Raw genomic sequence first — 11,551 nt, 5'->3', positions numbered from 1 at the left:
CTCTTTGGAAAGGAAAAGAAGATGTATGAATTCGAGTTCGAGAAACCCTCAACCGTCGCCGAGGCCGTGGCCGCGCTGGCGGATGAGGACGCGCAGGCGCTGGGCGGCGGGCAGACGCTGATCCCGACGCTGAAGCAGCGGCTGGCGATGCCGTCGAAACTGGTGAGCCTTGCGGGCATCGCGGAGCTGAAGGGTGTCAGCGGCGGCGATGGCGTGGTCAGCATCGGCGGCGCCACAACCCATGCGGACGTGGCCGAGGCCGCGGCGGGCGCCTATCCGGCGCTGGCGGAGCTGGCCAGCCACATCGGCGATCCGGCGGTCAGGAACCGCGGCACCATCGGCGGCTCGCTGGCCAACAACGACCCGGCCGCCTGTTACCCGGCGGCGGCGCTCGGCAGCGGCGCCACCATCGTCACCAACACACGCGAGATCACCGCCGATGATTACTTCCGCGGGCTGTTTGAGACTGCGCTGAACGAGGGCGAGATCATCACCGCAGTGCGGTTCCCGGTACCGGAAAAGGCCAATTACCAGAAATTCCTGCAGCCCGCGTCCCGCTTTGCCCTGGTCGGTGTGTTTGTGGCGAAATACGCCGCGGGCGTACGCGTTGCCGTGACCGGCGCCTCGGAAGAGGGGGTGTTCCGCTGGGCAGAGGCGGAGGCGGCGCTGGATGCCAATTTCGCCCCGGATGCGCTGGATGGGCTGAGTGTGGATGCCGGCGGCATGATCGGCGATCTGCACGGTTCCAAGGCGTACCGCGCCCATCTGGTGGGGGTGATGGCCAAACGTGCGGTGGCCGCGGCGGGCTGATCCGCCAGGCCAGAACACATGCGCAGGCACCGGCAGACCGGTGCCTGTTGCACGTCAGTGCTTCAGATAGCTGGACATTTCCTCCAGCAGGGTCTGGGTCTTGCCGGACAGATCGCGGATTTCGCTGGCGATGACGGCAAAGCCCTTGCCCATGTCGCCGATCCGCGCGGCCTCGATCGAGGCATTGAAGGAAATGAACTTGATATTGCGGCCCACGCCCTCCGCATGGGCAATGGTGGCGCGCATGTTCTCCTCGCGGGCCTCCTCCCGCTGCTGCTGGGCGCCGCGCAGGCAGGCCACCATATCCTTGAGAAAGGCAGAGACCGCAGGCTCCAGCCGGTAGAGGCACAGCCCTGCCAGATCCGGGATCCGGCGCACCTCCTCCAGCGCGTCGCCGCCGGACTGGGTGACGGCGCGGTGAAGCGGCGCCAGCATTTCCAGGCAGGCCTGGCGCTTGTCCGCCAGCTCCTGCGGCAGGCTGTAGCTGCAGTCCGCCAGCAGCGCATCCAGCCCGCTGCTGAGCATGGCATGGGCGGCGGAAATCCGTTGCACCGACAGCGCCAGCGCGTCCGCGGCGGGCCCCTCGCCGGTGCCGTCGTGCTGCGCCAGCGCCAGCAGCGACAGCGCCGCAATGCGGCTGGGGCCGATGGCCATAAAAGCGGTGTTCTGGACGTCGGATAAACTGTTCATGCCTGCACCTTTGGGAACCTTGGCACCCTTGTACCGTGCAAGCGTTAAGGCAGCGCTAACCGCAATTGCGGCAGGCCATGAAAAAGCCCCGCAGGCATATCTGCGGGGCTGAATGGCGGTACCGTTCTGAGACGGATTATTTCTTGGCCAGCGGGCCGATCAGCATGATCATCTGGCGGCCTTCCATCTTGGGGAAGTTCTCGACCTTGCCGATTTCCTTGGTGTCCTCGGCGACCCGTTCCAGCAGCTCGCGGCCGAGGTTCTGGTGCGCCATTTCGCGGCCGCGGAAGCGCAGGGTGACCTTCACCTTGTCGCCGTTTTCCAGGAACTTGACCACATTGCGCATTTTCACGTCGTAGTCATGAGTGTCCGTATTGGGACGGAACTTGACCTCTTTGACCTCGATGATCTTCTGCTTCTTGCGGGCTTCGCTCTCGCGCTTTTGCTGTTCGTACTTGAACTTGCCGAAGTCCATGATCTTGCACACGGGCGGGTTGGCATTGGGCGAGATTTCAACCAGATCCAATCCGGCCTCTGCCGCCATGTCCATGGCCTTGGCCGGGTGCACAACCCCGACGTTTTCGCCATCGGCGCCGATCAGGCGGATTTCGGGGGCGCGGATTTTTTCGTTGACGCGCGGGCCGGTGTCGCGTTGCGGCGGCGCGTTATGAGGTCTGCGGGCTATGACTGCGATCCTTCTGTCATTGCAAAAAGTGCGGGAACGCTACTGCCCCCGCGCGTGTGATTCAAGGCTTATGGGCGGTATGGCGGCAGGAAAGCCGCTTTTCAAGGCCGCATGTTGCAAAAGGCCCTTAAAACAGGCGCAAAAGGCGGTTTGGCCGCGCCAAGGCAACGGTTTGAAAACACAGGATTGCGGCGGCGTTCCGCCAGTTTTGCACCTGGCGGCGGCAGCGGCCCGCCCGTGACGCCGAAAGCGCGAACTTCCCCCTTGAGCCGGGCCGGGCGGAGCGCCATGTGGCAGGCAGACGCCGCAGAGGACGCGGCCCGGCCCGGGTGCGGCCGGAAGAAGGAAGGAGTGGAATATGAAACAGCTAGTTATCCTGATTGCCCTGGGGGCCGCGGCAGTGGGCGGCTATGTGCTGCTGACAGGCCAGGAGGCGCAGGAGCCGGTGCCGGCGGATGCGCAGGAACAGCCGGCGCTGCAGGAAGAGCAGAGCAGCACCGAGCCGGAAGCGGCTGAGGAGCCCGCGGCGGCTGCCGAGCAGGCGGCGGAGGATGCCGCCACCGCTGTGGAAGAGGCGGTTGAGGCCGGTGCCGAGGCCGCAGGGGCCGCGGCGGATGCGGTGCAGGACACGGTGAATGAAGCGGCCGGTGCAGCAGCAGAGGCCGTGAACGGCGCAGTTGATGCGGCGCAGGGCACTGCGGATGCCGCCTCGGGCGCGGTGCAGCAGGGGGCGGATGCGGCCTCGGACAGCGCTGATGCCGCGGCGGATGCGGCGTCTGATGCGGCCAATGCGGCCGGCAGCGCTGTGGATCAGGCGGGCGAGGCTGCCAATGCCGCCGCTGATGCCGGCACAGCAGCAGCGGAGGCGGCGCAGGACGCGGCCTCTGAGGCGCTGGACAGCGTCAATGAGGCGGTGGAGGGCCTGCTGGAGCAGCCCGGCACCGCGGAGACCGACAGCACCGCAGGCAGCAACTGACAAGGCCGGGCGTTCGCCCTGGCAAAACAAAACCGGCGGCGGGCGGATCCGGGCGCCGGTTGCAAGACAGGATCAGTGGGGACGGGCCTGGGCCTGCTGGGCGACGCGGGCCATGTGATCCATGGGGGAGTGCGCTGCGGTTTGCGGCTGCGGCGCCAGGAAGGCGAGGAAGCTTTCCCAGCCGCCGGCGCTGCCGCCTGACTTGCGGGCGCGCTGGATCTGCAATTGCGCCACGCCTGCCAGGTCCAGCGGTTTCGACCCGTCATAGGCGCTGCCGGTGAGGCCGGCCAGATGGCTGCGGAATTTCAGCCCCATGGAGTTCAGCAGCAGCATCGGCGCGGTCACCGGCTGGCCCGCCTGCACCAGCGCATCGAACATCTCATCAATGCCGGCGGGGGTGATGGCGCGGGCGTCATAGCGTGCCTTGACCGCCGCGATCTTCTCCGGGATGGAGGGCTGCACCTGGCCGGGGCGGTTCTGAAACCCTGCCAGAGCCGCCTTGACTCGGGCTTTGCCCGCCTCGGTGCGGACGGACTGGAAGACGGGGGATTGCCCGGTGGCCATTTCATTCTGCATTGTCAGCTGCTCCATTCTGGATCTCAGCAACCGGAATACAGAATCATCCCCAACAAATGATAAACGGGACGCGGCAGCCGCCCGTCAATTCAGTGTCAAAAATGGGGCAGGCACCCCGCCTGCTTGTCCCCTCTCAAGGCCCGCCCCTACAGGAAATTGCCGGCATCATAGAGCGTGTCCACGGTCATGTTCAGGACAGTGATATCCAGCAGCCCGTCGTCGCTGGTAATCTCCACGGCGCCGTTTCTTTCGGCAAAGTTCAGCTCCTCAAATCCGCCGTAGCCAAGAAGAGAGAGCTTGTCCGATCCGGCCCTGAAGTCGGTGATCACATCGCCGCCGGTCTCCCCGTGGAACAGAAAGACGTCGTCGCCCCGGCCGCCGGTCAGCCGGTCGTTGCCGGTGCCGCCGTCCAATGTGTCCGAACCGCTGCCGCCCGCCAGGCGGTCGCTGCCGCTGCCGCCTTCGAGGCTGTCGTTGCGGCTGCCGCCCTTGAGCTTGTCGCGGCCATCACCGCCCTGCAGCCGGTCAAAGCCGCCGCCGCCCAGCAGCTTGTCCCTGCCGCCGCCGCCCAAAAGCGTGTCGTTGCCGCCGCCGCCTTTCAGCGTGTCGCGCCCGTCCAGCCCCAGCAGCATGTTTGCCTCGCCATTGCCGGTGATGCTGACCCGCTCAATGGATGTAAAGGCCATCGTGGTGGTGCCGCCGTCCCGGTTCCATTGGCCGGACAGGGTTTCGTTGCGGTAGCCGAAGCGGGCCTCGCCCTGCATCCCGCGCAGGTCCAGAACCAGACGGTCGTTGCCTTCGCCGGCCCGCCACTCATAGGCGCCCGCATCCAGCGCGGAGAGGCGCAGCGTGTCATTGCCGCCATGGCTGATCAGGCTGAAGTTTTCAAAGTTCCGCGCCGTCATCCCGTCCTCCAGGACAAGATCCTGACCGGACCGGAAGGCAATGTCCCTGTGTGCGTCCCCGGCGATTGCCAGCACCAGGTGGTCCAGGCCGGCGCCGCCGTCGGCGGATTCCTGATCGCCGCCCGTGGCGATGGTGTGGACCATGCTCACGGTGTCGTTTCCGGTGCCGCCCAGAATCCGGTCCAGGCCGGACCGGTCTATGCCGGTGGCGGAGAAATTGTAAATGTTGCCAAGCCGGTCGTTGCCGCCGCCGCCGGTCAGGGTGTCATCGCCAAAGAAACCCGCAATCGAGTCATCTCCGCCATTTCCGTGCAGTTCGTCGTTCCAGGCGAATCCGCTCAGCGTGTCGTTGCCGGATCCGCCAATCACATGAGCGCGTTCTATGCCGTCTGTGATCGGAAGGGATGCGCCTTCCTCCCATTGAACGCGCGGAAGCAAGACGCTGAGGGTTGTCTCGCCGTTGTCAATGATCCGGAGGCTGCCGCCACGCGAAGCAAAGCCTGGACCGAACACGGCTCCGGCAGAGGCCCAGGACAGATCGGCAACAAATGTGTCGGTGCCCCAGCCGCCGCTCACGCTTTTACTGCCGGGACCGTCCACATGCAGGACGTCATCGCCATCGCCGCCGTCCAGGGTGTCGCCGCCGTCACCGGAAAACAGCGTGTCGCTGCCGTCTGCGCCGATCAGCATGTCGTCGCCCGCGCCGCCGCTCAGGCTGTCGTCCCCGGTGCCGCCGTTGAGGGTGTCATTGCCGCCGCCGCCTTCCAGCGTGTCATGCCCGTTTTCCCCGGCAATGGCATCGTCCCCGCCGAAGCCGCGGATCCGGTCATTCCCTGCCTTGCCGTTTAACTGATCCGCCTCTGCGGTGCCGTCATAGAAGTCGCCATTCAACGTTCCAATCCAAACAGCCATTAAAAAACACCTTCCAATAATAAACCATAAATTGTCCCAATGCGATCTTTGCGAATGTTTTGGAAATTGACAAGTCCAACGAAAAAGGCCGCACCAGAACCGGTGCGGCCTTTGAGGAATGCTGTCTGGCTTTGCGGATCAGTCCAGGAAGGCTTTTTCCACCACAAAGTGCGCTGGCTTGGAGTTGGCGCCTTCTTCGAGCCCGTAGGTGTTCTCGAACAGATCCTTAAGCTCGAGGTTGAAGGCCAGGTTACCGCAGATCATCGCCCGGTCGCTTTCCGGGTTCAGCGGCGGCACGCCGAGATCGGCAAAGGCCTCGCCGGAACGCATCAGGTCGGTGATGCGGCCCATCTTGGGGCTCTCTTCGCGGGTGGTGGTCGGGTAGTATTTGATCTTCTTCCAGAAACCTTCGCCGATCACCTCGTTCAAGAGCTCGTCGTCCTTCAGGCTCTCGATCAGTTCGCGGCCATAGGTCAGCTCGCCTGCTTCGCGGCAGGTGTGGGTGATGATCACCTCGTCGAATTTCTCATAGGTTTCCGGCTCGCGCAGCAGCGAGGCAAAGGGGGCAAAACCGGTGCCGGTGGCAAAGAACCAGATCCGCTTGCCCGGAACCAGCGCGTCATGCACCAGGGTGCCGACGGGCTTGGGGCGCAGGATGATCTCGTCGCCTTCCTTGATGTGCTGCAGCTTGGAGGTCAGCGGGCCGTCCTGCACCTTGATCGAGTAGAACTCCATTTCCTCGTCCCAGGAGGGCGATGCGATGGAATAGGCGCGCAGCAGCGGCTTCTGCTTGCCGGTCTTGGGGTCCGGGTCGCCCATCAGGCCGATCATCACGAACTCACCGGAGCGGAAGCGCAGGGAGGCAGGCCGGGTGCAGCGGAAGGAGAACAGCCGGTCGGTCCAGTGTTTCACCTGGGTGACGGTCTGCGCGTCGGGCAGGGCCGGCACGGCTTTGGCCGGTTTCGGGTCGGTTGCTGTGTCGGTCACGGGTGTCATCTCATTCATCGGTTGCACTGCCGGAGGAGTAGCCGGCACCTCTGATTAGTCTTTGATACATGTCAGGGAAACCCCTTGTTTTGCGAAACCGGCCCCGTGCTGGACGCAACGGAACCGGTCTGGCAAAGGATTTCCCCGGGTTCGGGGGCTGGCTGGCTTAGCGGGCAGCGGTGCTGCCGCGCAGGCGGGCCTGGTAGCTGTGGTCCTTCCAGTTGGCACGGGCCAGCCACTGGTCTTCGGGCTGGCGTGCGGCCAGCTCATCACTCAGTTCCACCTCGTCAAAGCCGGAACGGCGGGCCATGGCGTATTGGTCGGCGATCACATGGCCAAAGGCGCGCAGGCGGCCCTCATAGCCTTTCAGCCGCAGCTGGCGGGCCAGGGTAAAGCCGCGCCCGTCTGCAAAGCTGGGGAAGCTGATCCGCACCAGCTCCACGCCGTCCAGCGACACCTCGTTCAGGTTGGCATCCGAGGCCAGCTCCAGCACGTTGGCGCCGTCAAAGCCGCCGGTCCAGTCGTCGGCAGCAAAGCCAGTGTCGGTCACGATAACAGTCATCTCACTCACGCTCCTGTGCGTACGAATTGGCCGTCCACCACGTGGATGCCGCATTCTTCCTTGTTCTCGCCGCGCCACCGGCCGGCGCGCGGGTCTTCGCCTTCCTTGACCGGGCTGGTGCAGGGCGCACAGCCGATCGAGGGATAGCCCTTGGCCACCAGCGGATGGCGGGGCAGGCGGTTTTCATCCATATAGGCGCGCACGTCCTCGGGCGCCCAATGGGCCAGCGGGTTGATCTTCAGCCGCCCGGTGCCGTCCTCGACTTCAAAGAACTCGAGCGCAGCGCGGGTGCCCGACTGGAACCGCTTGCGCCCCGTAATCCAGCCATCGTAGTTCGCTAGCGCCTTTTGCAGCGGCACCGTCTTGCGCAGGGTGCAGCAGGCGTCCTTGTCGCTGAACTTAAGAGCCCCGTAGGGGTCCTTCTCGGCGATGTCGTCGGCGCGGATGATGCGCACATTGCGCAGGCCCAGGCGTTCGCTCACCTCCTGCTGATAGATCAGCGTTTCGGTGAACAAGAGCTCGGTGTCCACGAACACAACCGGCGTCATCGGGTCGATGATCGCGGCCATGTGCAGCAGCACCACGGATTCCGCGCCGAAAGAGGAGACCAGGGCGATGTGGCCTGCGTCCCGCAATGCGCCCTCCATCACCGAGGTGGCCGAATGGTGGCGGAAGCGCGCATTCAGCGCCTCCGCCTTGGCGGCCAGCTCCCGGTCCCGGAGAAGCTCTGCTTCTCCGGCGGGCTTGTTTCCGGCTGTCTGGAACATCAGATCAGGCGACTTTCTTTGCAGCCTCGGGGTAAAGCGCGGCCTTGAAGGGATCCATGCCAACCCGGCGGTAGGTCTCGATAAAGGTCTCTTCCGCGTGCTCGCGCACTGCCAGATAGGTCTCCACGATCCGCTCCACCGCAGGCACGATCTCGTCATAGGCGAAACCGGGGCCGGTGCGGGTGCCGATGGCGGCGTTCTCCGAGGCGTCGCCGCCCAGGGTGATCTGGTAGTTCTCGACGCCGGCGCGGTCCAGGCCCAGGATGCCAATGTGGCCCACATGGTGGTGGCCGCAGGCGTTGATGCAGCCCGAGATCTTGATCTGCAGGTGGCCGATGTCATGCTCCAGCTTCAGTTCGTCAAAGCGGGTGGCAATCTCCTGCGCGACCGGGATCGAGCGGGCGGTGGCCAGGTTGCAGTAATCCATGCCGGGGCAGGCGATGATGTCCGAGATCAGACCCAGGTTGGCGGTGGCCAGCCCGTGCTCTTTCAGCTTGGCGTGGATCGCAGGCAGGTCCGACTTGTGGACATGCGGCAGGATCACGTTCTGCTGGTGGCTGATGCGCAGCTCGCCATAGCCGTACTGCTCGGCCAGGTCCGCCATCACGCGGATCTGCTCGGCGCTTGCGTCGCCCGGGGTTGCGCCATGCGCCTTGATCGAGATGGTGGCGATGGCGTGGCCTTCGGCGCGGTGCTGATCCAGGTTGGTGTCAGCCCAGGCGCGGAACACCGGGTCGTTCTCATAGGCGGTGTCGAACGCCTCAGTGGAACCAGAGCGGAACTCCGGCGCGGTGAAATGCGCCTTGATCTCTTCCAGCAGCTGCTGGTCGGTGCCGTCGTACTGGCCGCGGATGGTGAGGAAGGCTTCCTCGGTCATCGCGCGGTAGGTGTCGATGCCGTTTTCCGAGACGGTGATCTTGATGCGCGCCTTGTACTTGTTGTCGCGGCGGCCCAGCACGTTGTAGACGGTCAGGACCGACTCCAGATAGGGCAGCAGATCCGCCTGCGGCAGGAACTCGCGCAGGGTCTTGCCGATCATCGGGGTGCGGCCGAGGCCGCCGCCAACGATGACCTTGAAACCGATCTGGCCGTCCTGCTCAACCACCTGCAGGCCCACGTCATGCGCCTTGATCACGGCGCGGTCAGTGTCGCTGCCGGTGATGGCGATCTTGAACTTGCGGCCCAGGAACTGGAATTCCGGGTGGTCGGTGGACCACTGGCGGATCAGCTCGGCATAGGGGCGCGGGTCGGTGACTTCTTCCGCAGCCGCGCCGGCGAAATGGTCGGCGGTGGTGTTGCGGATGGTATTGCCCGAGGTCTGGATGGCGTGCAGGCCAACCTTACCCAGCGCGTCCAGCATGTCCGGCAGGTCGCGCAGTTTCGGCCAGTTGTACTGGATGTTCTGGCGGGTGGTGAAATGGCCATAGCCGCGGTCCCACTTCTCGGCCAGCAGCGCCAGGGCGCGCATCTGATCGGGGTTCAGGGTGCCATAGGGGATCGCAACCCGCAGCATATAGGCATGCAGCTGCAGATAGACGCCATTCATCAGGCGCAGGGGGCGGAATTCTTCCTCGGTAAGGGAGCCGTCGATGCGGCGCTCCACCTGGGCACGGAACTGGGCGTTGCGTTCAGCCAGGAAGGCTTCGTCAAACTCGTTGTACTTATACATTGGCTTGCGCCTCCTGCTTGCCATGGAAGTAGTTCGAGGGGCCGGTGCGGCGGAATTCCTCGCGGAAGTGGGTCGGCTCGGGGCCGTTCGGGCCTGCCTTGGCATCGGCCAGATAGGCGCCGACGATCTTGATGTTCTGCTTCTCCGCTTCGATCAGGCGCAGCTGGGCTTCGGCCTCATCGGTGATCAGCTCGGCCTCGGACATGTGCCGGGTCCAGGTGTTTTCAGCGGTGAAGTAGATCACGTCGCCTTCGAGCAGGTCGTTGGCAGTGATGACTTTGGGTGTAAAAGCGCGGGCCATTATGCAAGCTCCGTTTTGAGATCGTTCAGGGCCTGGACCGCTTTGCGCGGCGCAAGGCCCAGGAATGTAAGGGCAGGGCCGTCAAAACCAGCCGCATCCAAGTCGGCAGGCAGGCGGTCCAGATTGGTTTCCAGCACCCGCTGTTCGGGGCGCGAGGCGTTTTCGATGATCGTGACCGGCGTAGAGCGCGCGGCGCCATGCATGATCAGGCGGCCCTGCACAAAGCGGGCGGACTTCTTGCCCATGTACACGGCAGCAACCTCGCCCGGGCGCGCCAGTGCAGCCCAGTCGTGATCGGCAAAGCCGCTCATCGCATGGCCGGTCAGGAACCGGACCGAAGTGTTGCGGCCGCGCTGCGTCAGGCTCTGGCCGATGGCGGCCACGGCTGCGGAGGCGGCGGTGATGCCGGGGATGATGCTGTAGGCGATGCCCGCTTCCTCGCAGGCGGTCAGCTCTTCATCCAGGCGGGCAAAGATCGCCGGATCGCCGCCCTTCAAACGCAGCACCTTCTTGCCCTGCTTGGCCAGTTCCACCAGGCGGGCGTTGATGTCCGCCTGAGAGACCTGGGTGCCAAAGCCTTCCTTGCCGGCATCTTCCAGCACCGCTTGCGGGCCAGCCAGTTCCAGGATCTCTGCACTGACCAGACGGTCGTGCAGGATCACATCGGCGGCTTGCAGGGCGCGCAGGGCCTTCAGGGTCAGAAGCTCTGCGTCGCCGGGGCCGGAGCCCGCAAAGCACACCTGGCCTGCAACCATACAGTCCATGCTGCCACGGATGTGAGTGGCGGCATTGGCAGCATGTGTCGATGGTGCGGACATTCCTTTGACCCTCTGAGTGCGTTTGACTTGGGGGTAGATATAGGAAATATTCCCGGTATTGCGCTATATGGGCGTAGAAATAAGAACATTGGTTTTTCTGGGGCGCGACGCCGGGCCGATTGGTCCTCACATAAGGAGAAAACAGGAATGACGGTGCGGATCGACGGCACGGACCGGAAAATTCTGGCTGAACTGCAGCGCGACGCCAGCCAGTCGCTGGATGAAATTGCCCGCCGGGTGGGGTCCTCCAAGACCCCGGTGTGGAATTGCATCCGCAAGCTGAAAGAGGCCGGGGTGATCGGCCAGCAGACGGTGCTTCTGGATGCGGATTCCCTGGGGTTCGAGGCCTGTTTCTTTGTCCTCATCCGCACTTCGGAGCATGAGGCGGAATGGCAGGCCAAGTTCCTGAAGGCGCTGCAGGAACGCCCGGAGGTGCAGGAGGCGCACCGGCTGGCGGGCGACATCGACTATATCCTGAAAGTGCGGGTGCAGAACGCGCGTGCCTATGACGTCTTCTATCAGGCGCTGATTTCAGAGGTGAAAGTGCACAATGTGACCGCGCTTCTGTCGATGGAGGAGATCAAGTCGACCACCATGCTGCCGCTGGGCAGCTGAAGGCGCGCGCGGCTGCGGCCCGGCCATGGGAAGGCCGGGCGGCTCTGTTACAAAGGCGGGCGCAGCAGCAGATGCCGCCCGTCTTCCAGCCGCCAGGGGGAGGTCTCCCCGGCGGCGCTCTCCGGCTTCACGCCAATATCCGCCAAAAGGTGCGGAGAGATTTCGCTCAGCCGTTCCAGATCGCGGCGCGGCACCTGCACCTCCTGACGCAGTGCGGATATGCATGGGTGAGTTTTCCTCGACCCGAGAAAGCCCGCGATCCAACGAAGGACGCGGCT

The 11,551-nt window shown here is 64.5% G+C and carries 14 protein-coding genes; 3 read left to right on the top strand and 11 right to left on the bottom strand.

Features of this window, described 5'->3' with window-relative positions; translation table 11 throughout:
• Nucleotides 1–21: 21 nt before the first annotated feature.
• Complete coding sequence (locus ACXAEK_RS18000) at nucleotides 22–810, top strand: FAD binding domain-containing protein (protein ID WP_475043963.1); 789 nt, start codon at nucleotides 22–24, stop codon at nucleotides 808–810.
• Nucleotides 811–864: 54 nt separating this feature from the next.
• Here ACXAEK_RS18000 and ACXAEK_RS17995 read toward each other — a convergent pair whose 3' ends face one another.
• Both ACXAEK_RS17995 and infC read right to left on the bottom strand, forming a co-directional pair.
• The gene (locus tag ACXAEK_RS17995; protein ID WP_475043961.1) at nucleotides 865–1,500 is read right to left on the bottom strand and encodes a methyl-accepting chemotaxis protein; all 636 of its coding nucleotides are present in this window, start codon (nucleotides 1,498–1,500) and stop codon (nucleotides 865–867) included.
• Between the two features lie 136 nt (nucleotides 1,501–1,636).
• Nucleotides 1,637–2,098 (bottom strand): translation initiation factor IF-3, encoded by a 462-nt coding sequence (gene infC, locus ACXAEK_RS17990; protein WP_337589023.1) that lies wholly within the window; start codon nucleotides 2,096–2,098, stop codon nucleotides 1,637–1,639.
• 445 nt (nucleotides 2,099–2,543) lie between these two features.
• Between infC and ACXAEK_RS17985 the strand changes: the two genes are divergently transcribed.
• The gene (locus tag ACXAEK_RS17985; protein WP_475043960.1) at nucleotides 2,544–3,161 is read left to right on the top strand and encodes a hypothetical protein; all 618 of its coding nucleotides are present in this window, start codon (nucleotides 2,544–2,546) and stop codon (nucleotides 3,159–3,161) included.
• 72 nt (nucleotides 3,162–3,233) lie between these two features.
• Here the strand turns inward: ACXAEK_RS17985 and ACXAEK_RS17980 are convergent, their stop codons facing one another.
• From ACXAEK_RS17980 to cobA, 8 genes are all read right to left on the bottom strand, one after another.
• Nucleotides 3,234–3,752: a hypothetical protein gene (locus ACXAEK_RS17980; protein ID WP_475043959.1), complete on the bottom strand. Its 519-nt coding sequence runs from the start codon at nucleotides 3,750–3,752 to the stop codon at nucleotides 3,234–3,236.
• A gap of 131 nt (nucleotides 3,753–3,883) precedes the next feature.
• Nucleotides 3,884–5,554, bottom strand: coding sequence for a calcium-binding protein (locus ACXAEK_RS17975; protein ID WP_475043957.1), 1,671 nt, complete (start codon nucleotides 5,552–5,554; stop codon nucleotides 3,884–3,886).
• Between the two features lie 138 nt (nucleotides 5,555–5,692).
• The gene (locus ACXAEK_RS17970; protein WP_475043955.1) at nucleotides 5,693–6,559 is read right to left on the bottom strand and encodes a ferredoxin--NADP reductase; all 867 of its coding nucleotides are present in this window, start codon (nucleotides 6,557–6,559) and stop codon (nucleotides 5,693–5,695) included.
• A 148-nt stretch (nucleotides 6,560–6,707) separates the two neighbouring features.
• Entirely contained in the window at nucleotides 6,708–7,103 is a 396-nt protein-coding gene (locus tag ACXAEK_RS17965) for a DUF934 domain-containing protein (RefSeq protein ID WP_475043953.1), read from the bottom strand.
• Between the two features lie 5 nt (nucleotides 7,104–7,108).
• Nucleotides 7,109–7,870: a phosphoadenylyl-sulfate reductase gene (locus ACXAEK_RS17960; RefSeq protein WP_475043951.1), complete on the bottom strand. Its 762-nt coding sequence runs from the start codon at nucleotides 7,868–7,870 to the stop codon at nucleotides 7,109–7,111.
• Between the two features lie 4 nt (nucleotides 7,871–7,874).
• Nucleotides 7,875–9,539, bottom strand: coding sequence for a nitrite/sulfite reductase (locus ACXAEK_RS17955; RefSeq protein ID WP_475043949.1), 1,665 nt, complete (start codon nucleotides 9,537–9,539; stop codon nucleotides 7,875–7,877).
• Nucleotides 9,532–9,840, bottom strand: a complete 309-nt coding sequence (locus tag ACXAEK_RS17950) for a DUF2849 domain-containing protein (RefSeq protein WP_475043947.1) — start codon at nucleotides 9,838–9,840, stop codon at nucleotides 9,532–9,534. The genes ACXAEK_RS17955 and ACXAEK_RS17950 overlap by 8 nt, the downstream gene beginning before the upstream one ends.
• The gene (gene cobA, locus ACXAEK_RS17945; RefSeq protein WP_475045304.1) at nucleotides 9,840–10,595 is read right to left on the bottom strand and encodes a uroporphyrinogen-III C-methyltransferase; all 756 of its coding nucleotides are present in this window, start codon (nucleotides 10,593–10,595) and stop codon (nucleotides 9,840–9,842) included. Before cobA ends, ACXAEK_RS17950 begins: the two co-directional genes overlap by 1 nt.
• A gap of 210 nt (nucleotides 10,596–10,805) precedes the next feature.
• Between cobA and ACXAEK_RS17940 the strand changes: the two genes are divergently transcribed.
• The gene (locus ACXAEK_RS17940; RefSeq protein WP_475043945.1) at nucleotides 10,806–11,273 is read left to right on the top strand and encodes an Lrp/AsnC family transcriptional regulator; all 468 of its coding nucleotides are present in this window, start codon (nucleotides 10,806–10,808) and stop codon (nucleotides 11,271–11,273) included.
• Between the two features lie 47 nt (nucleotides 11,274–11,320).
• Here ACXAEK_RS17940 and ACXAEK_RS17935 read toward each other — a convergent pair whose 3' ends face one another.
• The gene (locus tag ACXAEK_RS17935) at nucleotides 11,321–11,467 is read right to left on the bottom strand and encodes a hypothetical protein (RefSeq protein WP_475043943.1); all 147 of its coding nucleotides are present in this window, start codon (nucleotides 11,465–11,467) and stop codon (nucleotides 11,321–11,323) included.
• Nucleotides 11,468–11,551 lie beyond the last annotated feature (84 nt).

It is taken from the genome of Leisingera sp. ABM4_101 (assembly GCF_056158725.1).
This window is presented reverse-complemented; position numbering and strand designations above follow the sequence as displayed.

Excerpts from the sequence above, each read along its gene's own strand:
- ACXAEK_RS17985 (WP_475043960.1), top strand. The coding sequence starts at position 2,544 with ATGAAACAGCTAGTTATCCTGATTGCCCTGGGGGCCGCGGCAGTGGGC.
- ACXAEK_RS17970 (WP_475043955.1), bottom strand. The coding sequence starts at position 6,559 with ATGAATGAGATGACACCCGTGACCGACACAGCAACCGACCCGAAACCG.
- ACXAEK_RS17980 (WP_475043959.1), bottom strand. The coding sequence starts at position 3,752 with ATGGAGCAGCTGACAATGCAGAATGAAATGGCCACCGGGCAATCCCCC.
- cobA (WP_475045304.1), bottom strand. The coding sequence starts at position 10,595 with ATGGTTGCAGGCCAGGTGTGCTTTGCGGGCTCCGGCCCCGGCGACGCA.
- ACXAEK_RS17995 (WP_475043961.1), bottom strand. The coding sequence starts at position 1,500 with ATGAACAGTTTATCCGACGTCCAGAACACCGCTTTTATGGCCATCGGC.
- ACXAEK_RS17955 (WP_475043949.1), bottom strand. The coding sequence starts at position 9,539 with ATGTATAAGTACAACGAGTTTGACGAAGCCTTCCTGGCTGAACGCAAC.
- ACXAEK_RS17940 (WP_475043945.1), top strand. The coding sequence starts at position 10,806 with ATGACGGTGCGGATCGACGGCACGGACCGGAAAATTCTGGCTGAACTG.
- ACXAEK_RS18000 (WP_475043963.1), top strand. The coding sequence starts at position 22 with ATGTATGAATTCGAGTTCGAGAAACCCTCAACCGTCGCCGAGGCCGTG.
- ACXAEK_RS17960 (WP_475043951.1), bottom strand. The coding sequence starts at position 7,870 with ATGTTCCAGACAGCCGGAAACAAGCCCGCCGGAGAAGCAGAGCTTCTC.
- ACXAEK_RS17950 (WP_475043947.1), bottom strand. The coding sequence starts at position 9,840 with ATGGCCCGCGCTTTTACACCCAAAGTCATCACTGCCAACGACCTGCTC.
- ACXAEK_RS17975 (WP_475043957.1), bottom strand. The coding sequence starts at position 5,554 with ATGGCTGTTTGGATTGGAACGTTGAATGGCGACTTCTATGACGGCACC.
- ACXAEK_RS17965 (WP_475043953.1), bottom strand. The coding sequence starts at position 7,103 with ATGACTGTTATCGTGACCGACACTGGCTTTGCTGCCGACGACTGGACC.